This window comes from Actinoallomurus sp. NPDC052274, assembly GCF_040679475.1.
Lineage (GTDB): Bacteria > Actinomycetota > Actinomycetes > Streptosporangiales > Streptosporangiaceae > Actinoallomurus > Actinoallomurus liliacearum.
Genome location: NZ_JBFAUT010000001.1, coordinates 250664 through 275953, shown reverse-complemented (window position 1 = coordinate 275953; position 25290 = coordinate 250664). Strand labels below are relative to the sequence as shown.

General features: G+C 72.4%; 26 protein-coding genes. 6 read left to right on the top strand and 20 right to left on the bottom strand.

All coding sequences use genetic code 11. The annotated features are described in order from the left end of the window. Positions 1–64: 64 nt before the first annotated feature. From AB0K82_RS01355 to AB0K82_RS01340, 4 genes are all read right to left on the bottom strand, one after another. Positions 65–553, bottom strand: a complete 489-nt coding sequence (locus AB0K82_RS01355; protein WP_364391330.1) for a hypothetical protein — start codon at positions 551–553, stop codon at positions 65–67. A gap of 37 nt (positions 554–590) precedes the next feature. Further along, positions 591–1172 carry a carboxymuconolactone decarboxylase family protein gene (locus tag AB0K82_RS01350; RefSeq protein WP_364391328.1) on the bottom strand — a complete coding sequence of 194 codons (582 nt, stop codon included), beginning with the start codon at positions 1170–1172 and terminating at the stop codon, positions 591–593. Continuing rightward, complete coding sequence (locus tag AB0K82_RS01345) at positions 1162–1518, bottom strand: hypothetical protein (protein ID WP_364391325.1); 357 nt, start codon at positions 1516–1518, stop codon at positions 1162–1164. Before AB0K82_RS01345 ends, AB0K82_RS01350 begins: the two co-directional genes overlap by 11 nt. 394 nt (positions 1519–1912) lie before the next feature. Continuing rightward, positions 1913–2968, bottom strand: coding sequence for a hypothetical protein (locus tag AB0K82_RS01340; RefSeq protein WP_364391322.1), 1056 nt, complete (start codon positions 2966–2968; stop codon positions 1913–1915). 470 nt (positions 2969–3438) lie between these two features. Here AB0K82_RS01340 and AB0K82_RS01335 point away from each other — a divergent pair, with 470 nt between their 5' ends. Further along, positions 3439–3978: a DUF6817 domain-containing protein gene (locus tag AB0K82_RS01335; protein ID WP_364391320.1), complete on the top strand. Its 540-nt coding sequence runs from the start codon at positions 3439–3441 to the stop codon at positions 3976–3978. Between the two features lie 67 nt (positions 3979–4045). On the opposite strand, the gene AB0K82_RS01330 is transcribed toward AB0K82_RS01335, so the two are convergent. Beyond that, positions 4046–5071: an aldo/keto reductase gene (locus AB0K82_RS01330; RefSeq protein WP_364391318.1), complete on the bottom strand. Its 1026-nt coding sequence runs from the start codon at positions 5069–5071 to the stop codon at positions 4046–4048. A 128-nt stretch (positions 5072–5199) separates the two neighbouring features. On the opposite strand from AB0K82_RS01330, the gene AB0K82_RS01325 reads away from it, so the two are divergent. Next, positions 5200–5847, top strand: a complete 648-nt coding sequence (locus AB0K82_RS01325; protein ID WP_364391316.1) for a TetR/AcrR family transcriptional regulator — start codon at positions 5200–5202, stop codon at positions 5845–5847. 64 nt (positions 5848–5911) lie between these two features. Here AB0K82_RS01325 and AB0K82_RS01320 read toward each other — a convergent pair whose 3' ends face one another. Continuing rightward, positions 5912–6961, bottom strand: a complete 1050-nt coding sequence (locus tag AB0K82_RS01320) for a hypothetical protein (protein ID WP_364391314.1) — start codon at positions 6959–6961, stop codon at positions 5912–5914. A gap of 159 nt (positions 6962–7120) precedes the next feature. Between AB0K82_RS01320 and AB0K82_RS01315 the strand changes: the two genes are divergently transcribed. Together AB0K82_RS01315 and AB0K82_RS01310 are read left to right on the top strand one after the other, a co-directional pair. Next, positions 7121–7417 (top strand): NIPSNAP family protein, encoded by a 297-nt coding sequence (locus AB0K82_RS01315; protein WP_364391312.1) that lies wholly within the window; start codon positions 7121–7123, stop codon positions 7415–7417. Positions 7418–7419: 2 nt separating this feature from the next. After that, positions 7420–7704 carry a hypothetical protein gene (locus AB0K82_RS01310; protein ID WP_364391310.1) on the top strand — a complete coding sequence of 95 codons (285 nt, stop codon included), beginning with the start codon at positions 7420–7422 and terminating at the stop codon, positions 7702–7704. Positions 7705–7956: 252 nt separating this feature from the next. Here the strand turns inward: AB0K82_RS01310 and AB0K82_RS01305 are convergent, their stop codons facing one another. The 12 genes from AB0K82_RS01305 to uraD all read right to left on the bottom strand — a co-directional run bounded on the left by AB0K82_RS01305 (position 7957) and on the right by uraD (position 19092). After that, on the bottom strand, positions 7957–8649 hold the full coding sequence (locus AB0K82_RS01305) for a YcnI family protein (protein ID WP_364391308.1): 693 nt from the start codon (positions 8647–8649) through the stop codon (positions 7957–7959). Between the two features lie 156 nt (positions 8650–8805). Further along, on the bottom strand, positions 8806–9441 hold the full coding sequence (locus AB0K82_RS01300) for a hypothetical protein (RefSeq protein WP_364391305.1): 636 nt from the start codon (positions 9439–9441) through the stop codon (positions 8806–8808). Positions 9442–9604: 163 nt separating this feature from the next. Further along, a complete protein-coding gene (gene alc / locus AB0K82_RS01295) occupies positions 9605–10633 on the bottom strand; it encodes an allantoicase (protein WP_364391303.1) in 1029 nt (342 codons plus the stop codon). 3 nt (positions 10634–10636) lie between these two features. Beyond that, positions 10637–11941: an allantoinase AllB gene (gene allB / locus AB0K82_RS01290; protein WP_364391300.1), complete on the bottom strand. Its 1305-nt coding sequence runs from the start codon at positions 11939–11941 to the stop codon at positions 10637–10639. Then, positions 11938–12318 (bottom strand): gamma-glutamylcyclotransferase, encoded by a 381-nt coding sequence (locus AB0K82_RS01285; RefSeq protein WP_364391298.1) that lies wholly within the window; start codon positions 12316–12318, stop codon positions 11938–11940. Before AB0K82_RS01285 ends, allB begins: the two co-directional genes overlap by 4 nt. Beyond that, entirely contained in the window at positions 12309–14609 is a 2301-nt protein-coding gene (locus AB0K82_RS01280) for a molybdopterin cofactor-binding domain-containing protein (protein WP_364391295.1), read from the bottom strand. The genes AB0K82_RS01285 and AB0K82_RS01280 overlap by 10 nt, the downstream gene beginning before the upstream one ends. Continuing rightward, positions 14606–16000: an 8-oxoguanine deaminase gene (locus tag AB0K82_RS01275; RefSeq protein WP_364391292.1), complete on the bottom strand. Its 1395-nt coding sequence runs from the start codon at positions 15998–16000 to the stop codon at positions 14606–14608. Before AB0K82_RS01275 ends, AB0K82_RS01280 begins: the two co-directional genes overlap by 4 nt. Before the next feature lie 64 nt (positions 16001–16064). Next, on the bottom strand, positions 16065–16538 hold the full coding sequence (locus AB0K82_RS01270; RefSeq protein ID WP_364391290.1) for a (2Fe-2S)-binding protein: 474 nt from the start codon (positions 16536–16538) through the stop codon (positions 16065–16067). Continuing rightward, positions 16529–17398, bottom strand: a complete 870-nt coding sequence (locus AB0K82_RS01265) for an FAD binding domain-containing protein (protein ID WP_364391288.1) — start codon at positions 17396–17398, stop codon at positions 16529–16531. The genes AB0K82_RS01270 and AB0K82_RS01265 overlap by 10 nt, the downstream gene beginning before the upstream one ends. A 3-nt stretch (positions 17399–17401) precedes the next feature. After that, the gene (pucL, locus tag AB0K82_RS01260) at positions 17402–18283 is read right to left on the bottom strand and encodes a factor-independent urate hydroxylase (protein WP_364391286.1); all 882 of its coding nucleotides are present in this window, start codon (positions 18281–18283) and stop codon (positions 17402–17404) included. A 2-nt stretch (positions 18284–18285) separates the two neighbouring features. Then, the gene (uraH, locus tag AB0K82_RS01255) at positions 18286–18597 is read right to left on the bottom strand and encodes a hydroxyisourate hydrolase (RefSeq protein WP_364391284.1); all 312 of its coding nucleotides are present in this window, start codon (positions 18595–18597) and stop codon (positions 18286–18288) included. 3 nt (positions 18598–18600) lie between these two features. After that, positions 18601–19092, bottom strand: coding sequence for a 2-oxo-4-hydroxy-4-carboxy-5-ureidoimidazoline decarboxylase (gene uraD, locus AB0K82_RS01250; RefSeq protein WP_364391282.1), 492 nt, complete (start codon positions 19090–19092; stop codon positions 18601–18603). A gap of 169 nt (positions 19093–19261) precedes the next feature. Here uraD and AB0K82_RS01245 point away from each other — a divergent pair, with 169 nt between their 5' ends. Continuing rightward, positions 19262–20785, top strand: a complete 1524-nt coding sequence (locus tag AB0K82_RS01245; protein WP_364391280.1) for a PucR family transcriptional regulator ligand-binding domain-containing protein — start codon at positions 19262–19264, stop codon at positions 20783–20785. 6 nt (positions 20786–20791) lie between these two features. On the opposite strand, the gene hypF is transcribed toward AB0K82_RS01245, so the two are convergent. After that, on the bottom strand, positions 20792–23062 hold the full coding sequence (hypF, locus tag AB0K82_RS01240) for a carbamoyltransferase HypF (protein WP_364391277.1): 2271 nt from the start codon (positions 23060–23062) through the stop codon (positions 20792–20794). Between the two features lie 125 nt (positions 23063–23187). Between hypF and AB0K82_RS01235 the strand changes: the two genes are divergently transcribed. Beyond that, on the top strand, positions 23188–24252 hold the full coding sequence (locus AB0K82_RS01235) for a lactonase family protein (protein ID WP_364391274.1): 1065 nt from the start codon (positions 23188–23190) through the stop codon (positions 24250–24252). Positions 24253–24277: 25 nt separating this feature from the next. Here AB0K82_RS01235 and AB0K82_RS01230 read toward each other — a convergent pair whose 3' ends face one another. After that, entirely contained in the window at positions 24278–25285 is a 1008-nt protein-coding gene (locus AB0K82_RS01230; RefSeq protein ID WP_364391272.1) for a sugar phosphate isomerase/epimerase family protein, read from the bottom strand. Positions 25286–25290 lie beyond the last annotated feature (5 nt).

Here is a 25290-nt window from a genome sequence, read left to right as displayed (position 1 = left end):
TGGCCCTTTTCTGGATCGCGGTCGCCGAGCATTCAGAGCCGCCGCCTTCCGGGTCTCGCCCTCCTCAGGGCGCGGTCGCCTCGGTATGCGGCGCACGCGTGAGTGCGAGGATGCTGCCGGCCACACCGATGAGGATGATCGCGACGGCGACGCTGATTCCGCCCGCGCGATTCCAGTACACGTCCTTCAACTCAATCAGCAACGCGGCTTCGTCGACCACAAGGGCCAGCCCGATCCCGAAGGCGAGGCCCATCCAGGTCCGCCAGAGAGGGGACCTCTCTACGAGCCCGCTTGCGCCGACGGCGATCAACAGCAGAATCCCCCAGATGTAATGGTGGATATGGACACGACCGACGTGGACGTTGCCCAGTCCCGCAACGTGAACGTGGATCGCCCAGGTCAGCAAACGCAACCCAGTGAACGTGGCGGTGAATCCCCACCACGAAAGGATCAGGCCACGCCGCGTCGGATGGGCCTGCCGCAACCGGCGTGGACGCAGAGGCGGGTTCTGGGCTGACCGATCATCCGGGGAATTCGACGCATCACCGCTCACCCGATGAGCCTACTTCTCACCGGGCCGGCGGGGCGGGCTACCGATAACCTCGCTTGAGCAGGTATTCGGCTCCCGCCTCGAAACCCTCGGGGCTGAGCAGTACGAACCCGAAGGCGTCGGCGAGCCGGTCGGTGGTGTTGAAGGCGACGCAGACCGCCAGCGCGTCCTGGACCTGCTGGGGTGAGACACCGGCGGCCAACACCTCCCGCATGTCCTCGGCGTCGACCTCTCCCTCCCGGGTCAGGTTGCCGAGCATTCGCAGCGTCGCCCGCAGCGGCTCTGCGACGGGAGCCGCTTCGAGGTCGGCCAGCACCGCCGCGACGCGTGGCCCGTCCTGGTACGCCTGCCTTGCGGTCGCGGTGTGCGCGCCGACGCAGAACGCGGACTCGTTCACCGTGGACACGTAAGCCGCCATCAGCTCCCGGTCGCCCACCGACCAGGCGGACGGCCCGCGCATCGCCTCGTGGGTGAACTCCTTGGCCCGGGCGCCGTAGAAATCGGGCCGGTAGAAGACCAGTTTGGCGGCGTCCGGTACCGGGTGCCCGGAGAACAGCCGGATGAGCGCGAACAGCAGCTTGGTTCTGCGGCGGTAACCGTGGTTGAGGATGTCAAGTCGCATGATCCGGCCTCCCGTCGCCGGTCGCTTCGGCCAGGGCCGCCAGTCCGGCTTCATACAGCCGGGCGGACTGGCCGACCGCAGCGCATATCACCAGTTCGAAAAGCTGGTCCTCAGTGCAGCCCGACGCCTTCGCCGCAGCCAGGTCCGCCTCGGTGACCTGCGCCGGTCTGTCGACGACCTTGCCGATCAGCGCGTCCAACGGCGGGGAGAGGCCGTCGTTGCCGAAGGCGCGCGCTCGCTGCTCCGCAGATGCCCTGCCCGCCCCGTTCAGCACGCGATCCACCAGAGCTCGGTGCGCTGCTCGCTTCTTGTCCATATCCGGCACGATGCCCTCCACCTTTTTCACACTTCGGCTATCTGCCCTCATGCATAAGACTTGTACGTTCTGACCGACGCCGCCGGAGCATCCGAGTGGACGGACGGGGCCCGATATGACGAGAACCTCCGCCCACTCAGGACGGAGGCTCGTACGCCGCCGGCTATCAGGCACGCCCCTGATCAAGTCGTACTTTACGTGGAAGTCCGCGACAGCGACGAGGTCTTCCACGACTTGTCCGCGAGGTTTGGAGCAGGCCCGTGATCAACAGAAGTCCGAGGACCCGTAGCGCGTCCGCCTGAGCTTCCCGTTCGACGAAGCCCGGGAATTCCGGTGGCAGGGCGGCGAGGTGGCGGGTGTCGTTGACCAGCTTCCACAGCGGGACGAACAGGCCGTTGATCTACGTTCGGATCCGATTCGGGGGTCAGTGGCAGGTCTTCGTCGGATCGTCGTGGGTGAGGGCGCAGATGATGCGGTCGCCGCGCCCGGGATAGGCCTGGCGCACCGCCGCGGCGAAATCGTGCCACTGGCGGCGGGTGTCGTCGATGGCCAGGCGCACCGCGCGACCGAAGTTGTCCTGGACCTGGCCGCGCGCGGTACAGACGTTCTTGCCGTCCTCGGCGCAGGAGGTGACGCCCGTACGAGGGTCGATCACTCCGTGGTCCTTGTTGATCCAGGCGTGCTTGAGCCGGGTCCGGCCGCCGTCGGTGCACCCGGCCCGTTCGCCGCTGATGGCGGCTTTGGCGTCGAAGCAGCCGGTGGTCAGCCAGCCGGGCACGTTCGTACCGGTCGGCTCGGCTCCGAACAGGGCGAACAGCGGGCTGACGCCGCTCTGCCGGCCACCGGGCGGATTGTGCACACCGACCGGCCCGGCCGCGGCCTGATCGGCCCAGTTGCTGTGCGAGTAGAAGTCCTGGACCGCGTGCAGCGCACGCCCGAACTCTTCGATCACATCGCATTTGGCCCGGCCGGACACCCGGTTGAAGGTGCAGTCACCGCTCGGGCGCGGCGGGAACAGCGAGCGTTTGAGGCTGACCTCTCCCGGTCTGATGCGGCCTTCGTGGTCGAGCAGGTCGGCGGCTCGGCGGAGGCCGGCGCGTACTCGGGCGCGGGCGTGATCGACGCACTCGATCAGGGCGGCGGTCGCTCGCTGCCGATCCTGCGGCCGGTAGTCGGGGCCGTCGACGTAGTCGGCGTTGTCGCAGTGCGCCGCGGAGGTCAGGATCTCCCCCGTCAGCGGGTTGTCCGGGGAGCCCACCGCGCCGAACGTTCCCTTCTTGCCCGCGACCTGATCCAGTGACCGCGGCTCGAAGCAGTCGGAGCCGGCACCGGAGGCGCAGCCCAGCGCAGCCCTCGTGATCCGCTCGTGCTCGGCCAGATGGCCGACCGTGCCGAAGGCATGCGCGCGTGGCGCGGTTCCCACCAGCAGGACGGTGGCGGCCGCGGCCGCCACCGCCGCCGCGCTGATCGCATTGCGCATGGATCTCCGGGAGCGCCCGGCATGAGCGGTCGATACGGCGGGCGGGACGGTCGTCGGCATCCGGTTCTCCTTCGTTGACCAAGTACGCAACACAGTGAAACAGATCAACTACTCAACGTGAACACACTCCGGCGGCGCGTCGTCGTGTCCGCCGGGGCGACGGCTTCCGCCCTTTCGACCATCCCTCACCGCCGTCGCCCCCGCGCGGCGCCGTCGGGCGGCCGCGGCAACCTCGACAACCAGGGACCCGGCCCTGACCGACGGCCTCGCCGCGTCTCGCGAGGTGATCCTCGTCGACTATGCGGGGGTCGGCTCGTCGAGCGGCGCGCCATCGGGGTCGGTCGCCGAGACCGCCCGCCAGATCATCGCCTTCACCGAGACGCTCGGCCTCGAGCAGGTCGACCTGCTCGGCTGTCGTTCCCGGCGGATCGCCGATGTAATGGAGCTCGACCGTCGCGAGGAGGCGCCACATGACCATCGATCGGACCGCGACCCTGGTCGAGTCACTGGCCTCTCTCGGCGCGAACGAGATCCCGCATCCGGGCGGCACCTTGCTGGCCCATCTGGAGCGCGTTCACGCGCTGCTCACGGAGTGGGGCGCGCGACCGGCGTTGCGGCTCGCCGGGCTGTGCCATGCGTACTACGGCACCGATGGCTTCCCCACCGCACTGGGCGACGTGGCCGAGCGAGACGAGTTCGCCGCGCTCATCGGCGCGGAGGCCGAACGGCTCGTCCGCTTCTACGCCGGCTGCGACCGCGGCTTCTCCTACCCCCATCTCGCCGAGCCCGAAGGACCGTTCAAGGATCGGTTCACCGGCGTCGTAAGCCGCCCATCCCTACCGCTGCGGCGGGACTTCGCCGAGCTCACCGCCGCCAACGAGCTGGACATCATGCGGGTCAACGCCGACCTGCGCGCCCAGCATGGACCAGGTCTCCTCCGGCTGTTCACCTCATGGCGGGAACTCCTCAGCGCCCCCGCCTGGCAGGCCCTCCAGGCGACCCCGCCCTGACCTGCATCGACAGTACGGCGGGCGCCGCGGGGGCGTCCGCCGTACGAGAGCGGTGAGGGTGGTGCGGTCAGGCGGCGGCGCGTTCACCGACGGGTCGGCGGCGGAGGTCCGGGCGCTGGAGTGCCGGGGGCAGGTAGGCCATGTCGAGCATGCCGACGTCGGTGCCGGGCGGAACGATCTCATCGATCCGGTCGAGGATCTCGTCGGTGAGGGTGACGTCGACACCGGCGAGCAGGTCATCGAGCTGCTCCATCGTGCGCGGCCCGATGATCGCGCTGGTCACACCGGGATGAGCGATCGCGAATGCCATCGCGAGGTGCGTCATCCGCAGGCCCGCCTTCTCGGCGAGCGGAATGATCTGCTCGACGGCATCGAGCCGGCGCTCGTCGCTGAGATGCTTGAAATAGGCGGCGCGGCGGAGGTCGGTCTGCTGTCCCTTACGGATGCGCCCGGTGAGCAGCCCCTGCGCGAGCGGACTCCACACCAGCGTGCCCATCCCGTAGCGTTGCGCGACGGGCAGCACCTCGGCCTCGATGCCGCGGTTGAGGATCGAGTAGGTCGGTTGTTCGGTGCGGAACCGTTCCAGACCGCGCCGCTCGGCCACCCACTGGGCTTCGACGATGTCGGAGGCGGGCATCGTGGACGACCCGATCGCCCGGACCTTACCGCTGTGGACCAGGTCCGAGAGCGCGGAAAGCGTCTCCTCTACGTCGGTGTCGGGGTCCGGCCGGTGGATCTGGTAGAGGTCGATGTGGTCGGTCTGCAGGCGACGCAGCGAATTCTCGACCGCGGTCATGATCCAGCGCTGCGAGTTGCCGCGCTGATTGGGATCATCACCCATCGGGAGATGCAGCTTGGTCGCGAGGACGATGTTGTCGCGACGCCCCTTGAGCGCCTTTCCCACGATCTCCTCCGACTCACCGTGGGCGTACGCGTCGGCGGTGTCGATGAAGTTGATCCCCGCGTCCAGCGCTTTGTGGATGATGCGGGTCGAGTCGTCGTGGTCGGTGTTGCCGTGGGCTCCGAACATCATCGCGCCGAGCGCGTAGGGGCTGACTCTGATGCCGGTCCGGCCGAGAACGCGGTACTGCATACGGTCACTCCTGAGGTCGAGGTCGAGGCGTGGTGAGCGCTCGGTCGATGCCGTACCCTGAACGTAAGTGGAACACTCTTCCGGAACTATACGGAAAGACTTTCCGGTTAAGCAAGCGAAGGAGTGTCGTGACGGAGAAGACGGTGCCGACCGGTGTCGACTCGACCGGCTCCCCGGGCCCGGCCGCACCCGAACGCGCGCCGCGTCGGCGGCGCGCCGACGCGCAGCGCAACGTCGACTCCCTGCTCGACGCGGCCAAGACCGTCTTCGGCACCTCGGGCGTGGACGCGCCCGCCAAGGAGATCGCCGACCTGGCCGGCGTCGGCGTCGGAACGCTCTACCGGCACTTCCCGCAGCGCTCGGACCTGGTCAAGGCCGTGTTCCAGCGCGAGGTGGACGCCTGCGCCGACGCGGCCCCGGTGCTGGCCGCGGCGCACGAGCCAGGAGCGGCACTCGCCAAGTGGCTCCACCGCTACACCGAGTTCCTCGCGACCAAGCGCGGACTCGCCACCGCCCTGCACTCCGGCGATCCGGCGTTCGACGCGCTACCCGGCTACTTCATGCGGCGATTCGGACCCGCCCTCGGGTCCCTGCTCGAAGCCGCCGCGGCGAGCGGCGAGATCCGTGCCGACATCAGCGCCAAGGACCTTTTGTACGCCGTCGCCAGTCTGTGCATGTCCGCGGCGGACGAGGGAGCCGCCTACAGCCGGCGCATGGTCGCGCTCCTCATCGACGGACTGCGCTACGGCGCCGATCCGGACCGCTCTCCCTCCTGACGCCGTCAGCCGGGTCTACCGGCGCATCTCCGTCTGAGGGACGGCGTGATACAGCGCCGCAGGGTCAGGCCTCGGCGGCCTTCTTCATCCGGGCCTGGCCGAACTCGGCCATGACGTGGAAGGCGGCCTTGGGCTCCCACCCCAGCTCCGCGTACGGCCCTTCGGCCGCGCCGGGCGGCAGGACCCTGACCACCCCGAAGCTGGCCGCGTCGAAGTCGAGCTCCGGATCATGGAGGTCCGTGGTCGCCAGGTCCCAGCGGGCGAAGGTGTAGACGAACGCGGCGTCGACGCCGGCCGCGTCGTAGACGTCGAGCAGCTCCCGGATGTAAGCGGCCTGCTCCCGCTCGTCGCGCACCGTCCCGGCGGCCAGCCGCACCGGCCGCGCGTTCTCATTCCACTCGACGATCGAGTCCCCGCGTCCGCCCAGGTCGAAGGCGCCACGGAAGGTCCCGCAACCGAATTCGGTGACGCCGAACGGCTTGCCCTGCGCCACCTGCGCGCGCAGCGCGTCGGGGAGCGCGTCGGCGTTCGTCGCGTCGCGATACCCGGAATCGGTGGCGAGGATGTCGAACGGCGTCCAGTCCACGCCCTCGAAGGCGACGGACGCGTAGCCGACCGGGCCGCCGAAGCGGGCGCGGACCTCGGTGACGACGCGGCCGAGGAACGCGTTGAGCGTGGCATGCAGCCGGGGAAGCAGGGCGCGGAACGCGGCGGGATCGGCCAGGTTCGCCGATCGCTCCTGCGACGTGTCGCCCGGCAGGAAGCCGTCGGTGAACATGGTGATCTCGGAACCGGTGAGGAACACGACGCGCGCGCCGTCACGGCGCAGGCGCTCGGCACGTTCGGCGGCGTCAGCGAGGAACGCGAGAAGTTCCTCCTGGGACAGGCCGTTCGTGAACGGCGAGTACCAGACCTCCAGCCCCGCGTCGGCTGCGGCCCGCGCGGCGGTCTCCAGGCGGTCGGCGTGACCGCCGGTGACGCGGACCGCGTCGCAGTGCAGATCCTCACGGATCACCCGCATCTCACGCTGAACGACATGGGGGAGGAACGGTTCGTGGGTCGTGGTCCCGCCGGAGGTGAAACCGGTGTCGTAGTTGATGCCGAAGGCGCGCATCGCTGCTCCGATCCGTCCGTGATCGATTTAAGGTACGAAGAGTACCCTATGCCGGGAACGATGAGCCGCGTCCCACAACGCGCTCTCGGCCAGGCGCCACCCCCTGTCGTGATCACGAGCGTTGTAGGGTCAACTGTGATCACTTGTGTCGTTGAGTACGTGATCGATCCGGCGAAGATCGACGCGTTCGAACGCTTCAGCCGCCGCTGGATGGAACTGGTCGATCGCCACGGCGGCACGCACCACGGATACTTCCTGCCGGCCGAAGGCGCCAGCGACAGGGCCCTCGCCCTGTTCAGTTTTCCCAGCCTCGCCGCCTACGAGGAGTATCGCAAGCTCTTCGGCGTCGACCCCGACTTCGTCGCGGCCGATCGCATCAGGGACGAGAGCGGGTGTGTGCTCCGCTACGAGCGGACCTTCATGCGGCCGCTGCTTCCCGAACACGGAGAAGAGTGACCATGGGCGTGCTGTACGACTACTTCCGGGCGCCGGACGGCGAGACCGCGTTCCGGCTGCTCGACGAGGGCGATGGAACACCGCCCGGCCCGGCGACCGTGCACGCGGACATCGACGCGCTCGACGCCAAGGGGATCGACCCCGATGTCATTCTCGGACAGCTGATCGCGTTCATGAGGAACGTGCCGTGGAGCGTCGACCTGGTCCAGACCGTCGGAGTGTGGCCGCCTCCGGAAACGGAGGGCTTGGACAGGCACTCCGGTGAACCGCGATCGACCCGCCCTTAGGTTCTCTCGCGATCGTGCTGGTCACAGCCATTCGTGCTGGCTGCGATGAGGTTGGTCGTTTCGTAGCGGACGACGAGTTCCTCGTAACGGGTACCCGCGCCCACGTAGGTGGGCACGGTTCGGAACATCGCTTCACGTCCTTGCGCCGGCAGGCGGAGCGCCGCCCGGCGGACCCGGCCGCCGGGCGGACCTGAACGCCGGGCGGACCTGAACGCCGGGCGGACCCGGCCGCCGGGCGGATGTGCGGACTCCTCAGGCGCCGGTCGACCTGCCGGATCGGCGCAGGGCGATGACGGCGACGCCGAGGGCGAGCAGGCCGGCGACCAGGCCCGCGGCGCCCAGGGCGGTCCCCGTGCCGTTCTCGGTCTTCTTGACGATCGGCTTCGCCTGCGGCGCGGTCGCCTTGGCCAGGGTGAGGGACGGCGCCGGGTGCTCCGGCTCAGGGCCACCGCCGGGCAGGTCGATCCAGCGCACGACGCTGGTCTTGCCGCTGTGGTCGGTGTAGGTCTGCAGGGCCTTGAAGTACAGCTTCGGGGTGTCGGTCGGCAGCGCCCCCATCGATACCCAGAACTGCTGGAACTGTCCGGGCTCGATCTTTCCGCCCGACCAGGTGATCGCGGTGACCGCCTCGGTGAGCTCGCCGCCTTCGACCTTGATCGGCTTGGGCAGACGGCTCTTGGTGACCTCGGCCGTCCAGCCGGGCACCGGCTGCACCGACACCGAGGCGATCGGGTGGTCGGTGGGCAGATACAGCTGCACCTTCGTGGTGTCGGCGTCCGGCTCCTCGTTGGGAACCCGGACGTTGAACGCGGCGTAACCGCCCGGCTCGGCGGTGCTCGGGTTGATGGTGACGTGCGCCGACGCGGGCACGGCCAGGGCGACGACGGCGGCCGTGACGACGCCGACGCCGGTCAGCAGGCGCTTGGCGACATGCGGAAAGGACATGGGTACTCCTCGGGACAAGGGCGTGCGAACGACGTGATGGTGACCACGGCCCGTTCCGTCCCACGAGGCGTCGCGGAGCGCCCCGGCCGCGCGTGGGCGGGGACCGGCTTCACGGTGCGAAACGACCTGGGTGAGGGTGCGGCGAAGAGCCGTGAATCACCTGGCGGCGCGGAGAACGGCGCCGCTTCCCCGAGGAGGGCCGCGCCGGACCAGAAAGTGCCGCAACACCGCCATGGCCGGGGGCGTCTGGTCCGCGCCCCACCGACGCCGCACCCCGGCGGGCCGCCGCGAGGCCGCGCGATCGACGCACGCCAGCAGGAGGAGGACCCGCAGGGCGTGGCCGAGCACCGCCTCGGCGAGGACGGCCAGCACCCGCCAGGCGGCCCGCTCCCCCGCGTACAGCCACAGCGCGACCAGCGCTCCGGCGAGCGCGTGCGCCCCGGCCATGCCCAGGCCGGACGCCCCGGAACCGTGGTTCATCGACACGGCCGCACCAGAGCCCATGGCGGTGTGCATGCCGCCGTGTGTGGTCATGGCCAGGTGTGCGGGCGTCGAGCCGGGATCGGCGGGAGTGGTCCAGGCGAACCACTCGTGCAGGCAGAGCTGAGCGGCCTCGACCGCCAGCAGGATCCACCGCGCGGACCGACGCCGGTCGGCCAGGTGGTAGCCGACCGCGGTCACCGCCGCGACGGCGGTCCAGCCCGCCCACGCCGGTGCCGGGCGGGAGGTCATCAGGTCATGCCCGACCAGGGACAGCACGACGCACACCACGGCGAGAACCGCGGCGCGCATCAAGCGGAACCAGCCCGGGGGACGCATGACCTCACCAACGACTACGACATGGAGTACCGGGAGACTACACCGCGCGGCTGCTCCGCCCGAGCCCCGTGATCTTCTCGGGCCGAGGTCGGTCCGGGCCGGCCGCGTTCGTCGAATGGGATCGAGTCTCCGGGGGTCAATCGGCGACGGCGTTCCAGCGGTCGTGAAGGGTTCGCTCGCCGTCCTCGGTCAGGTCGCCCCAGACGCGGAGCCGGCCGATGCCCCCGTCCGGATAGATGTCCAATCGGACATGCGTCAGCTCGGGGGCCGAGGGCAGCCGGAACCGGTGACGGCCGTCCGGCTGGACCCTCGTCGGCGGCAGCACCGGCGTCCACTCCCCTGACGTCCGGGCGTCCCGACCGGAGAGCGCGACCCAGCCCGGAGCGTTGGACTTCAGGTGCGTCGTGTCGATCTCGACGAGCCTCGGCACACCCGGGGCGGCCAGCTCGACCACCACCCAGTCGTTGCCGTCGTCGCGCCGGCGCGCGGTCTCCCAGCCCTCGGCCTGGTCGCGCGGCAGGCCGGGGGCCAGGATGTTCTCCGGCCGGGAGTAGAACAGGTTCGAGCAGCCGGTGACCCGCGCGCCGTTCTCCAGGGCGGCCAGGTCCACCGTGAGGCCGGTGAGCAGTCGCGGGTCCGGGATCACCTCGCCGTGGACCCGGAGCCGCGCGACGCCGCCGTCCGGGAAGATGTTCAGCCGGACGTGGGTGAACCGCCGCGCCGCCTCGACCGGGAAGCGGTGCCGCGCGTCCGCGCGCAGCGGGCTGCGCGGCACGATCTCCGTCCAGTCCCGGGCGGCCAGCTCCGTGACCGACGGGTACCCCTCGGCCGCGCAGGCCTCGACGGACGCGTACGGCGGGAAGTTCCCCAGGAACCAGGCGGTGTCGACGACGACGCCCCGGATCACGCCCGGGAGGCCCAGCCGGATGAGCGCCCAGTCGTGGCCGCGGTCGTCGACCGCCAGACCGAGCGTCGACGGCCGCCGCCGGGCCGTCTCCCAGCCGTCGTACACCTGGCCCTTGCGCCCGAAGGTCGCCGCCCGGTGCTCGGCCGCCCAGGGGTTGATCAGGTTCTCCCGCTCCGCGAAGGACTCGTCGCTCGCCGCCGGCACGGAGCCGCCGAGGCTCCGGACCGCCAGATCGGGCAGCGCGGTGAAGTCGGCCACCCGTCACCTCCTCAGGAGGCGCCCGCGCGGCGTGTCGTCGACGACCTCGCCGCGCAGCCAGGTGGCCCGTACGACACCGGTCAGCTCGCGGCCCGCGTACGGGGTGAGGCGGTGGCGGGTGCGCAGCGCCGCCGGGTCGACGGTGAACGCCTCGTCCGCGGCGAAGGCCACCAGGTCGGCGTCGTTCCCGACCTCGATCGCGCCCTTTCCGGTGACGCCCGCCAGCGCCGCGGGCGCGGCCGACATCCACCGCACGACGTCGGCCAGCTCGTGACCGCGCCTGCGCGCCTCGGTCCAGACGGCGGGCAGGCCGAGTTGCAGGCTGGAGATCCCGCCCCAGGCCTCGTCGAAGCCGCCGCGCTTCAGCTCGGGCGGGCACGGTGAGTGGTCCGACACGACGCAGTCGATCGCTCCGGCGGCGAGCGCGCGCCAGAGCCCGTCCCGGCCGGCGGCGTCGCGGATGGGCGGGCAGCACTTGAAGTGCGTGGCGCCGGGCCGTACGTCCGCCGCCGACAGGGTCAGGTAGTGCGGGCAGGTCTCGGCGCTCACGCGCACTCCCCTGGCCCGTGCCCGGCTGAGGGGTTCGACGCCGTCGGCGGCCGACAGGTGCAGGATGTGGGCCCGTACGCCCGTCGCCTCGGCGAGCCGGACCACCTGCTCGATCGCCTTCTGTTCCGCGCTCGGCGGCCGCGAGGCCAGGAACGCGTCGTACGCGCCGCCGACCGGGACGGACAGGGATCCGGGGTCCTCGGCGTGCACGATGACCAGCCCGTCGAAGGAGGCGATCTCGCGGAACGCCTCCTCCATCTCCTCATGCGACAGCGGCGGGAACTCGGGCACGCCGGAGTCGGCGGTGAAGCACTTGAAGCCGAACACCCCGAGGCCGTGCAGGGCCCGCAGTTCCGCCGTGTTGCCCGGCACCGCGCCGCCCCAGAAGCCGACGTCCGTGCGGCACCGGCCGGCGGCCGCCTCTCTCTTGACCGCCAGCGCGGCGGCGGTGGTCACCGGCGGGAGCGAGTTGAGCGGCATGTCCACGATCGTGGTGACGCCGCCCGCCGCCGCCGCGCGGGTCGCGGTGGCGAAGCCCTCCCACTCCGTACGGCCCGGTTCGTTCACGTGGACGTGGGTGTCGACGAGGCCGGGGAGCAGCGCGACCTCGCCCAGGTCCACTCGGGTACCGGCCGGCGGAGCGTCGTCGTGGCCGGTGACGGCGGCGATCCGCCCGTCCCGTACGGCCACGGCCGCGGGCCGTTCCCCGTCCGGGAGGACCGTGCGCCGCGAGCGTACGACCAGGTCGTAGCCGCTCATGGGGCGGTTCGCCGGTAGGCGGCCCAGCCGCCGTGGTCGGTGATGTCGAGCAGTTGGGGAAAGGACGCGGGCGGGCGCCGCAGCACCATGGCGAGGGACGACGTGCCGTCGGCGAGCTCGATCACGCCCAGTTCCAGCTCGGGCGGCTCGGCGGGCAGCAGCCGGTCGCGCAGGACGTCCAGGGTCACGTCGTAGACCTCGCCGGTGACGGGGGCGCCGCCGTGCGCGACCGGGAGGAGCGCGGGGAACCGGTCGGCGACCGAGTACAGGCGGTACCGGGGCGCGGTCGTCGTCGCGGCGACCTGTGGCGCGCCGTCGAGGAGGTGGTGCAGCGGTCCGCCGCGCATCCCCCCGCCGTTCAGGAACATCAGCGGCATATGTGCTCCGGTCGGATCGGTACCCGGTTCAGCGGGCGGCCGGTGGCGTCGCGGACGGCCGCGACGATGGCGGGGGTCGAGGAGAGGGTGGGCGGTTCGCCGGCGCCCCGCAGGCCGTACGGCGCGTGCGGGTCGGGGCTCTCGAGGATGTCCAGCCGCATCGGCGGCATGTCGAGAATGGTGGGGATGAGGTAGTCGGTGAAGGACGGGTTCCGTACGAGGCCGTCCTGGACGACGATCTCCTCCATCAGCGCGAGCCCGAGACCCTGCGCCGTGCCGCCGTGGATCTGGCCCTCCAGCGAGAGCCGGTTCATGATCTTGCCGACGTCCTGGACGGCGGCCAGCTCGACGACCTTGACGAGGCCCAGCTCGACGTCGACGTCGACCACGGCGCGATGCACGCAGAGCGCGAGCTGGACGTGGGTGTCGCCCTGCCCGGTGACCGGGTCCATCGGGACGGTGGGCCGGTGCCGGTACTCACGGGTGTGCTCGACGGCCCGGTCGCCGAGGACGTCGGCGATCGCGGCCACCGCGCCCGCCGACGCCGACACGACCTTCCCGCCGGCCAGCGACAGGTCGTCCTCGGTGCCGAGCCGGGCCCGGGCGAGGGCGAGCACCTCCGCGCGGACCGCCGCGCAGGCCGCCCGGACCGCGCCGCCGGTCATGTACGACTGGCGGGAGGCGGAGGACGACCCGGCGTCGCCGACCCGGTCGTCGGCCGGGGCGACGGTGACCCGGTCGACGCCCAGCTCGGTCCGGGCGATCTGCTCCTGCAGCGTGACCAGGCCCTGGCCGACCTCCGCCGCGGCGGTGTGCACGACCACCGAGGGCTCGCCGCCGGCGACCTCCAGCCGTACGCGCGCGGTCGAGTAGTCGTCGAAGCCCTCGGAGAAGCAGATGTTCTTGATGCCCACGCCGTAGCCGACGCCGCGGACGACGCCCTCGCCGTGGGTGGTCTGGGAGACGCCGCCCGGCAGGTTCCGCAGGTCGGTGCGGTCCGGCGGGGCCGGCAGCGGCATCGCCGCCAGCCGGGTGAGCATCTCGGCGAGGGGAGCCGGTGAGTCGATGACCTGGCCGGTGGCCAGCTTCGACCCCTGGCCCGCGGCGTTGATCCGGCGGATCTCCACCGGGCCGAGCCCGCAGGCCGCGCCCAGCCGGTCCATCATCGACTCGTAGGCGAAGCACGCCTGCACCGCCCCGAACCCGCGCATCGCGCCGCACGGCGGGTTGTTGGTGTAGACGCCGTAGGCGTCGATCTCGAGGTTCGGGATCTCGTACGGGCCGAGACCGAGCGAGGCCGCGTTCGCCACGACGTTGGGCGTGGAGGAGGTGTAGGCGCCGCCGTCGAGAACGATCTCGGCGGTCGCGTAGCCGATCCGGCCGTCGCGGGTCGCGCCGTACTCGTAGCGCATCAGCGCGGGATGCCGGTGAACGTGGCCGAAGAACGACTCGTACCGGTTGTAGACGATCCGGACCGGCCGGCCGGTGCGCAGCGCCAGCATGCCCGCGTGGATCTGCATCGACAGGTCCTCGCGGCCGCCGAACGCCCCGCCCACCCCGGCCAGCGTCATCCGGACCTTCTCCTGGGGCAGCCCGAGGCACGGGGCGATCTGCCGCAGGTCCTGATGCAGCCACTGGGTGGCCACGAACAGGTCGAGCCCGCCGTCCTCGGCCGGGACCGCCAGGCCGGACTCCGGCCCGAGGAACGCCTGGTCCTGGATGCCGACGGAGAACTCTCCGGAGACGACGACCTCGGCGCGCGCGCGGGCGGCGGCGACGTCCCCGACGCGGACCGGCTGATGGCGGACGACACCTCCGCGCTCCTGCACCTTGAGGCCGTCCGGGTCCGCGACGACGGCGCGCGCGTCGGTGATCGGCTCGAGGACCTCCCAGTCGATCCTGATCCGCTCCAGGGCGCGGCGGGCCGTCTCCGGGTGGTCGGCCGCGACGATCGCGATCGGCTCGCCCTGGTACCGGACCTCGCCGATGGCGAGCACGGGCTGGTCGGCGTGGTCCAGCCCGTACACCTTCGTGCCCGGCACGTCCTCGTGGGTGAGGACCGCCTCGACGCCGGGCACGGCGAGGGCGGGGCCGAGGTCGATGGCGCGGATCCTGGCCCGCGCGTACGGGCTGCGCAGCGTCGCGCCGAACAGCGTGCCGTCGATCCACAGGTCGGAGGCGTACGCGAACTCGCCGGTGACCTTGAGCGTCCCGTCGGGCCGGAGCGCGCTGTCGCCCACCCCGCCCCGGCCCGGGGCGACGACGTTCCCGCGCGCGGCCGACGTCGTCACAGGACCTCCTTCGCCAGTTCCATCAGGCGGCGGTGCGCGTCGGCGCCGGCCCGGCCGATCTCGTCCTGCGGCGCGGAGACGAGCACGTCGTCCTCCACCACCGTCCGGCCGCCCACCAGCAGCCTGGCCAGCGGCGGGGCCTGCCCGTGGACGAGCGCCACCAGGGGATCCTCGACGGCCGCGTGGAAGCCGTCGACCCGCCAGACGGCGATGTCGGCGAGCTTGCCGGCCTCGAGCGAGCCGATCTCGTCCGCCCGGCCCAGGAGACGGGCGCCGCCGAGGGTGGCGAGTTCCAGGGCCTGCCGGGCGGTCAGCGCGCTCGGTCCGTACCTGGCCCGCTGCAGGTACACGGCCTGCCGGAGCTCGCCGATCAGGGGGACCATCTCGGCCGACGCCGGGCCGTCCACGCCCAGGCCGACCGGGACGCCCGCCCGGAGCAGGTCGCGGACGCGGGCGATGCCCGAGCCGAGCCGCGCGTTCGAGCTGGGACAGTGCGCCGTGCCGGTGCCCGCGCCGGCCATCGCGGCGATGTCGGAGTCGCTCAGATGGACCGTGTGCGCGAACCACACGTCGCCGCCGAGCCAGCCGACCCGCTCCATGTACTCGACCGGAGTGCGGCCGAACCGCTCCTGGCAGTACTCCTCCTCGTCGAGCGTCTCGGCGAGGTGGGTGTGCAGCCGCACGCCCTTGGCCCGTGCCAGGCGGGCCGACTCGACCAGCAGATCCTCGCTGACGGAGAACGGCGAGCACGGGGCCACCGCGATCCGCAGCATGGAGGAGAACGAGTCGTCGTGGTGGGCGTCGATCGCGGCGGCGGTGGCGTCGAGGATGTCGTCGAGCGTCTCCACCACCTCGTCCGGCGGCAGCCCGCCGTCCGACTCGCCCCGGTCCATCGAGCCCCGGCAGGGATGGAACCGCAGGCCCACGCGGCGGGCGGCGTCGATCTCGGCGGCGAGCAGGTCGCCGCGGCCCTTCGGGAAGACGTAGTGGTGGTCGGCGACGGTCGTGGCGCCCGACCGGGCCAGCCAGCCGAGCCCGGCGGCGGCCGCCCCGCCGACGACCTCGGCGTCCATCTTCGCCCAGGGCCGGTAGAGGGTGGCCAGCCAGTCGAAGAGCGTGTCGTCCGCGGCCATGCCCTGCGAGGCCCACTGGTAGAGGTGGTGGTGGGTGTTCACCAGGCCCGGCGTGACCAGGCAGCCGCGCGCGTCGATCCGCTCCACCCGCTGCGCGCCGGGGAGGGCGGGCGCCGGGCCGGGACCGATCGCGGTGATCCGGTCCCCGCCGATGACCAGGTGGCCGTCGGGGATCTCCGCGCCGGCCACCGGCGCGAGGTAGGCGTGCTCGATGATCACGGTGCTGTGCCTGCCGATGCCCTCGCTTCGCTCGGTCACGGGACCTCCTTCGTCGGCCCCATGACCAAGGTGCTGTGCCTACCGATTCCCTCGCTTCGCTCGGTCATGGGATCGCGGCCTTCAGCTCGGCCGCACGTCGCACGGCGTCCAGGATCTTCTCGTACCCCGTGCAGCGGCACAGGTTGCCCGCGAGCGCCTCGCGGATCTCCGCGTCGGAGGGGTCGGGCACCCGCGTTATCAGGTCGTCGGCCTGCACGAGCAGGCCGGGCGTGCAGAAACCGCACTGCACGGCGCCGCACTCGGCGAACGCCCGCTGGACGGGCGCGAGCCCGTCCGGGCCCGCCAGGCCCTCGACCGTCCGGACCTCGCGGCCCTGCGCCTGCCCGGCCGCGACGAGACACGCGCAGACCGGCAGGCCGTCGAGGTAGACCGTGCAGGAGCCGCACTCGCCCTGCTCGCAGGCGTTCTTCGCGCCGAGCAGGCCGAGACGCTCGCGCAGGACGAAGAGCAGGCTCTCGCCCTCCCACACGTCGTCGGCGACCTCCTCACGGCCGTTGACGGTGAACGTCACGCGCATTCGCGGGCTCCTCTCCGATGGTCGTGCCACGCCCAGGTCAGCGCCCGGCGTGCCAGCACGCCGAGCGCGTGCCGGCGGTACTCGGCGGTACCGCGCACGTCGTCGATCGGGCTCGCGGCCGTCCGGACCAGCTCGCCGAAGCGCTCGGCCACCACGTCGTCCAGATCGGCGTCCCAGTCCGCCTCGGCGGCCAGGAACTCCTCGGCCGCGTACGCGCGGCGCGGCGTCGGAGCGGCGGAGCCGAGCCCGGTGCCGACCCGCCGTTCGGCCGGGAACAGCGCGACGGCGAACGAGCAGACCGCGATCACCATCGCGTTGCGGGTACCGATCTTGGAGAAGTACTGCGGGCCCGCGGCCGGCGCCGTCCGGAAGGCGCGGATCAGCTCGTCGGGCTCGAGCGCGTTGCGCTTCACGCCGAGGTAGAAGTCGGTGGCCGGGATCAGCCGGACGCCGCGCGCCGCCGACTCGACCTCGTAGACCGCGTCCGTCGCCAGCAGCGGCGGATGCGCGTCGCCGGCCGGCGAGGCCGCGCCGAGGTTGCCGCCGGCCGTGCCACGCGTCCGGATCTGCGGGGAGCCCACCGTACGGGCCGCCTGGGCCAGGCCGGGCAGCCGGTCGCCCAGCTCGGTGATCAGCCGGGCGTACGACACGCCCGCCCCGACGCGGACGGTCCCGTCGGGCAGCGTCTCCCAGCGGGCGAGTTCGCGGACCGGCCCCAGGTCCAGCAGCGCCGACGGGCGGCGCAGGTCGAAGTTCAGCTCGACCATGACGTCGGTGCCGCCCTGGATCGGCAGGGCGTCCGGGCGCTCGGCCTTCGCTGTGAGGGCCTCTTCCCAGGTCGTGGGGTGTAGAAAGTCCATCCGCTACTCCCAGGCGAATCCGGCGTCGGGGGCGTCGTCGGCGAGGACCGCGCCCTCGATCAGGCCGTACGGGCGGTCGGCGGCGAAGAACACCTCCTGCGGGTTGTCGAGGCCGAAGGGCGTCAGGTCGACCGTGAAGTGGTGCTTGTTCGGCATCGACAGGCGGATCTCGCAGATCTCCCCGCACTCCTCCAGTACCCGGCAGCCCATCGCGTACAGCGTCTGCTGCAGAGAAAGGCTGTGCGTTCCGGCGAAGGCCGCCAGCAGCGCCCGGCGCGCCCGCGCGTACGACGCGGCGTACCCGTCGTGCTCGGCCCGGTGCCGCCACGCGGCGCGGACCTCGGTGGCGAGGACGCGGTCGCGCGTCGGCGGGAGCGTCGTGTACTCGTCCTCGGCGAAGCCGTGGAACTCCGAGCCGGTGGAGTTCAGGACGGTCAGCCCCGTCAGGCCGGACACGACCGTGACCCGCCGCGACGGTCCGTCGTAGTGGACGACGCAGGTGCGGGTCTCGCGGCCGGAGCGGACGAAGGAGTGTCCCGTACCGTCCGTGCCGTCCTCGCCCGGGATCCGGTCCCAGAAGTACTCCTCGATCGCGACCCGCGCGCGGTGGACGCTCGGCCGCGAGTCGACGAAGTGCCGTGCCAGCAGCAGCGCGAACTCCTCGATCTCGGCGATGCCGTACTTGCGGGCGAAGGCGAAGACGGTGTTCTTCTGGCTGTCCGTCGGCAGCACCGCCGCGTTGTCGCCGGCCAGGTGGGCCGCCGCCATGTCCCCGGACAGGGCGACGCCGACGTTGCAGTCCTTGATGCCGTGCAGACCGCCGTCCCTGGTGATCCGAACGACGCGGGTCTCGGCCTTGCCGTACCGGTTCGGGCCCAGCCTCATCGCTAGCTCCCCCGGTAGGTGGAGTAGGCGTACGGGCTGAGCAGGAGGGGGATGTGGTGGTGCCGATCGGGCTCGGTGATCCGGAACGCCACCGTCACCTCGGGATAGAACGCGGAGATCTCCTCGGTCTCGAAGATCAGCCGGTGGACGCCCGCGCCCGGGGCCGGCCAGTCCCCGAGCCGGCCGTCGGCGTCCGTACGGCCCGCGGCCACCGGCTGCCAGGACCCGTCGGGCGCGCGGCTCTCCAGCCGCACCGGCACGCCCGCGGCCGGCCGTCCGACCTCGGCGTCGAGTACGTGGGTGGACAGGGACATCCCTCAGCGCCCTTCTTCCTTGACCAACCTGGTGAGGCGGAGATCGACGATCTTCGAGAGCTCGGCGCGGACGACCCGGCGTTCGGTCCCGATGTCGTTGCCCAGGCGGGCCCGCAGCCGGGCGAGCAGTTCGGCGGCGCGGCATCCGGTGGCGCAGACCAGGAAGACGTGCCCGAAGCGCTTCTCGTACGCGCGGTTGCCCTCGGCCAGCGCCCGCCGGACATCCTCGGCCGCGGTGTCCAGCCCGGACTGCTCGCCGCGGGACCACCGGGCCTCCTGCCCGGACCCGGCCACGCGGTCCCCGATCCGGGGGTGGGCGGCCAGTGCCTCCATGACGTCCTCCCAGTCCAGCTCGGCCAGAGCACGGGCGGAGGCGGCCCGCAGCGCGGCCGGATCGCCGTGCCGCCCGGCCGCGACCGTACGGGCCCAACGGCGGGAGGCGCAGCAGGTCAGCAGGTCCGCCTCCCGGGGGATCCACCCCTCCGCTCCCACCATCTCTCCTCTCCCGTTCCGGCCAGTACACACAGCGCGGTCTGGGTAGGTCGAGACGCAGGACCTCCGAAGCAGAATCGTCCGGTTTCATGGTCTTCTGTAGGTTCCTCCAGTCTCGGCCGCCGGTTTTACCGCCGGGTGCCCAGCGATCGACGATGAAGGGAGCCGGGTCGTGCGGCTGCGGACCTTGCTGGCCATCCCGGATCTGCGGCTGGAACTGATCACCGGGCAGGACGAGCTGGACCGGACGATCCGCTGGGTGGTCACGACCGACCTGAAGGACCCCGGCCGCTACCTGCGCGGTGGTGAGCTGGTCCTGTCGGGGCTCGTGTGGCGCACGCGGCCCGCCGACACCGAGGTCTTCGTCCGGGCCCTGACCCGGGCCCGGGTCTCCGCGCTGGCCGCTTGGGACGCCGAGGCCGCCACCATCCCCGCCGACCTCGTCGAGGCCTGCGACCGGCACGGCCTGCCGCTGTTCCGCGTGCCGGAGGACGTCGCCTTCGCCAGCGTGACCGAACAGGTCATGCGGCGCCTGTCCACCGCCCGCGCCGCCGACCTGACCGCTGTGCTGGGCCGCCACCGCACCCTGGTGGCGGGCGTCACCGAGGGCGCCGGCCTCGGCCCGCTCCTCGACCTGGTCGGCCGCGACCTGGGCATGCGGTGCTGGGTGCTGGCGCCGCCCGGCCGGCTGATCGCCGGCCCCGGTGAGCTGCCGGGCTCGCTGTCCCCCACCGACCTGACCCGCGATTTCCTCACGGCGCCCCGCCTGCCGGCCGTGCTGCCGGGCCCGGGCCTCTCGATGTTCGCCGTGTCCCCGGACGGCGCCGCGCGGGTCGCCGACTGGTTCCTGGTCTGCGAGGGCGACTGCACCGAATGGCCCGCCGAGCGCCGGGCCCTTGCCGCCGAGCTGACCGCCATCGTGGCCATCGAACGGGCCCGCTCCGGCGAACGCTCGAACGCCGCGAGCCGGCTGGCCCGGGAGCTCGTCCGCCTCGTCCTGGCCGACGCCCCCGCCGCCGAGATCCTCCCCCGGCTCGAACTCGCCGGGCTGGACACCGCCGCCACGCTCGTCGCCGTCGCCGCCGGCGCCCGGGACACGGTGCGCCCGGCCGAGCTGCACCGGCTGTTCCGCGAGATCCTGCCCGCCGGGTCCGCCGTGGGCCTGCTCGAGGACGAGGTCGTCGCCCTGGTCCCGGCCGCCGGGCCCGACCACGGCCTCGCCGGGCGGGTCCGGCGGGCCCTCTCGGTCCTGGCCCCGGGACTCACCGGCGGGGGCATCGCGGTCGGCGTCGGCGAGCCGGCCACCGTGGAGGGGCTGCGCGGCGCCGTCACCGAGGCCCGCCACGCCCGCAGGCTGGCCGCCGACGGCGCCGGCCCGGTCCGCGTCGTCGGCCCGGACGCGCTGGCCACGCACGCGCTGCTGCTCGCGAGCGTGCCCGACGACGCCCGCATCACGTTCCGCGACCGCCTGCTCGGCCCCCTCCACGCCTACGACGAGGCCCACCACGCCGACCTGATCCGCACCCTGGAGACCTTCCTGCAGGTGTCGGGCTCCTGGACCAGGTGCGCCGACCGGTTGCACCTGCACGTCAACTCGGTCCGGTACCGCATCCAGCGCGTCGAGGAGCTCACCGGCCGCGACCTCGCCCGCCTGGAGGACCGCGTCGACTTCTTCCTCGCCCTCCGCCTGCGCTGACGCGACCTAAGAGGTGGGACCGGCCGGCTCCGTGGCCGCGCGGGCGATGGCGACCGCGGCCTGGCCGAGGCTGATGCCGCCGTCGTTCGGCGGCACGCGGTGGTGGACCAGCACGGCGAAGCCCGCGGCCTCCAGGCCGGTGACGGCGCGCTCGAGCAGCAGGAGGTTCTGGAACACCCCGCCGGACAGCGCGACCGTGGTCAGGCCGGTCGCCTCGCGCAGCCGTACGGCTCCGGCCACCACCAGGTCACCGACCGCGTTGTGGAACCGCCCGGCGATGGCCGGGACGGACGTGCCGGCGAGCAGGTCGTCGACGACCGCCTGGACGAGTTCGGCCCCCGGCACGACGAACGACGGACCGCCGTCTCCGGCGTCCTCGAGCCGGACCGGGTAGGCCGAGCGCTCCCACGGGTCGGCGCGCTGCTCGAGTTCGACGGCGGCCTGGCCCTCGTAGTTGATCCGATCGCGCACGCCGAGCACGGCGGCGACCGCGTCGAAGAGCCGGCCCACGCTGGACGTCGGCGGCGCGCCCAGGCCGGCCCGCCCGACCGCGACGACCTGGTCCCACATCGCGGCGTTGCGCCGGGCGACGGCCAGCGTGGCCGGCACGCCGTACGCGGCCGCCATCCGCCACGGCTCCCTGATCGCCGTCGCGCCGCCCGGCAGCGGCACCGGCCGCAGGTGCCCGGCCCGCTGGAAACCGGTCAGATCGGCGAGGAGGAACTCCCCGCCCCACAGCGTGCCGTCCGCGCCGTACCCGGTGCCGTCGAAGGCGACCCCGATCACCGGCCCGGCGTGCCCGTTGTCGGCCAGGCAGGCGGCGATGTGCGCGTGGTGGTGCTGCACGCCGATCAGCGGCAGCTCCCGCTCCTCGGCCCGTTCCACGGCGTACTTGGTGGACAGGTACTCCGGGTGCAGATCGTGCGCCAGCACGGCGGGCGCGATGGCGAAGAGGCGCTCGAAGTGCCCGACGCCCTCGCGGAACGCCCGCAGCGTCTCATAGTTCTCAAGGTCGCCGATGTGGTGCGAGACGAAGGCGCGCCCGCCCTCGGCGAGGCAGAAGGTGTTCTTCAGCTCCGCCCCGCAGGCCAGCACCGCCGGACCGCCCGCGGGCACCGGCAGCGGCCGCGGCACGTAGCCGCGGGACCGGCGCACCGGCATTTCCCTCCCCCGGAAGACCCGGACCACCGAGTCGTCGGTGCGCACGTGGATCGGCCGGTCGTGGGTCAGGAAGGCGTCGGCGATGTCCCGCAGGCGGGTGAGGGCGTCCTCGTCGCGGTAGGCGATCGGCTCGTCGGAGACGTTCCCGCTCGTCATCACCAACGGCTCCGACACCAGCAGGTGATGCATCGGCGTGTACGGCAGCATCACGCCGATCGACCGGTTGCCGGGAGCGACGGCCTCGGCCAGCGGCGCGCCGGCCCTCCGCCGCAGCAGCACGATCGGCCGGGCGGCGCTCGTCAGCAACGTCTCCTCGGCGGGCTCCGGGTCGGCGAGAAGGCGCACCGACGGCAGGTCGGGGGCCATCACCGCGAACGGCTTGTCCTCCCGGTGCTTGCGGGCCCGCAGGGCCGCGACCGCGGCCCGGTCCGCGGCCGTGGCGGCGAGATGGTAGCCGCCCAGGCCCTTCACCGCGACGATCCCGCCGCGCCGGAGCAGCGCGCGCGCCTCCTCGATCGGCTCGCCCGCCCGTTCGCGCCCCTCGCGGTCCCGCAGGACGAGCCGTGGCCCGCAGGCCGGGCAGCACACCGGCTGGGCGTGGAACCGGCGGTCGGCCGGGTCGTGGTACTCGGCGGCGCAGTCGGCGCACATGGCGAACCCGGCCATCGTGGTGTTCGGCCGGTCGTACGGCACGTCCGTCACGATCGTGAACCGCGGCCCGCAGCCGGTGCAGTTGACGAACGGGTAGCCGTGGCGCCGGTCCGCGGGGTCCCGCAGCTCCCGCAGGCACGCGGGGCAGGTCGCGGAGTCGAAGGACACCAGCGCGCTGCGCCGGCCGCCCGCGTCGCTCCCGACGATCGCGAATCCGCCGCCGCCCTCCGCCGGGAGCGGCCGGGTCGTGATCCGCTCGATCACGGCCAGCGGCGGCGGGGCGCGCAGCCCGCGCAGGAACCGGTCGACGGCGTCGTCCTCCCCCTCGACCTCGATGAACACGCCGCCCGCGTCGTTTCCCACGAGCCCGGCCAGGCCGAGAGCCGTGGCCAGACCATGCACGAACGGCCGGAACCCGACCCCCTGCACGATGCCTTCGACCCTGATACCGGTCCGAACCCGCACTCCTCCGATTCTTCCCATCCGGAGGCCGGCGAGTCGCCTCTCCCGAGGGGAGGGGGCCGCCCGGGAGATCGGTCGGTGTCGTCTGGGACGATCTACGAGTGCCGCCGACGAAGAGGACGGAGCCGTTGCCGCACGACACTCGATCCCGTACCGGCCGGTTGGTGTGCGTCGGCTCGTACACGAAGGAGGCCGGCGGGCACGGGATCGGCATCACGACGTTCTGGCAGGACCCCCGGGACGGGACGCTCGAGCCGGCGGGCTCGGTCGCCGTACCCGCGCCGTCCTACCTGGTATGGCATCCCGCTCTGCCCGTGCTCTACGCCGCCAACGAGCTCACCGAGGGCACGGTCACCGCGCTGCGCGCCGAGCCGGACGGTCGGTTGCGGCCGATGGGCGTCCTGCCGAGCGGCGGTGCGACGCCTTGTCACCTGGCGCTGACGCCGGACCGGCGGTACCTGCTGTGCGCCAACTACGGCGGGGGCAGTCTCGCCGTCTTCGAACTGGATGACGCGGGCCGGCTGGTCGAGCGTGTGGACCTGGTGCGCCATCGCGGGCACGGGCCGCATCCGGAGCGCCAGGAGGCCTCCCATGTGCACATGGCCGTGCCGCGTCGAGCCGACGACACGGTGAGCGCGGTGGATCTGGGCACCGACGAGGTCCGCGCCTACCGGCTGTCGGCCGCCGGCCGACTCGAGCAGGTCGAGTGCCTGTCACTGCCACCGGGGTTCGGACCACGCCAGCTGATCCGTCATCCGTCGATGCCGTGCGCGTACGTGGTAGGTGAACTGGCGTCGGCGCTGATCACTCTGAGTGAGACGGCGAACGGCCCCCGTGTCACCGGCACCGTGCCCGCGACGATCGCCGCGGCCGACGGCGACCTCCCCTCGCATCTCGGCCTGTCGGACGACGGTCGTTTCCTGTACCTGGCGGTCCGGGGCGCCGACCGGATCAGCGTGTTCGCCACGGAGCCGGACGGCCTGCGTCCGGTGGGCGAGTGGCCGAGCGGTGGAGCGTGGCCGCGGCAGTTCACGCTCGCCGGACGGTGGCTCTATGTGGCCAACCAGAACAGCGATCTCGTGACCGCTTTCACCGTCGACCCGGCGACCGGCGCACCGTCGCTCACGGCGCACTACCCGGTGTCCACGCCCACCTGTGTCGCGGTCGCGCCCCGGAAGATCGCCGGTCGCTGATCCCGGGGCGCCTGTCAGGAGCGGATCACGTGGTGGAGCTGAACGCGGCGTCGAACGCCGTGGCAGGAGGCTCGATGGCGGTGAGAGCGCGGACGTAGGCGAGGGCGTCGGCGGCCCCGACGAGACGGTCCATGCCCGCGTCCTCCCATTCGACGGAGATGGGGCCGTCGTAGCCGATGCTGTTGAGCATGCGGAAACAGGCCTCCCAGGGGACGTCGCCGTGGCCGGTGGAGACGAAGTCCCAGCCGCGGCGCGGGTCGCCCCAGGGCAGATGGGAGGCGAGGCGCCCGTTGCGCCCGTCGAACCGTTTCACGGACTCCTTGCAGTCGACGTGGTAGACGCGGTCACGGAAGTCGTAGAGGAAGCCGACGGGGTCCAGGTCCTGCCACACGAAGTGGCTGGGGTCGAAGTTCAGGCCGAACGCCAGCCGGCGGCCGACCGCGTCGAGGGCGCGTACGGTGGTCCAGTAGTCGTAGGCGATCTCGCCCGGGTGCACCTCGTGCGCGTAGCGGACGCCGACCTCGTCGAAGACGTCGAGGATCGGGTTCCAGCGCTCGGCGAAGTCGGCGAACCCGCGCTCGACCATCTCGGGGGGCACCGGCGGGAACATCGCCACCGTGTGCCAGATCGACGAACCGGTGAATCCAACGACGGTACTCACCCCGAGCCGGGCCGCGGCGCGAGCGGTGTTCTTGATCTCCTCGGCGGCGCGCCGCCGCACGCCTTCGGGTCGCCCGTCGCCCCACACCCGGTCGGGCAGGACGCGCCGGTGGCGCTCGTCGATGATCGAGTCGCACACCGCCTGGCTCGTGAGATGGCAGGAGATCGTCCAGACGCGCAGCCCGTGCTGGTCGAGGGTCTCCCGTAGCCGGGGAATGTACTCGTCGTCGCGGAGTGCCGCTTCGACGTCGAAATGATCGCCCCAGCAGGCGATCTCCAGGCCGTCGTACCCCCATCGCGCGGCGAGCCGGCAGACGTCGGCGAAGGGCAGATCGGCGAACTGACCGGTGAACAAGGTGATCGGTCGGGGCATGGCAG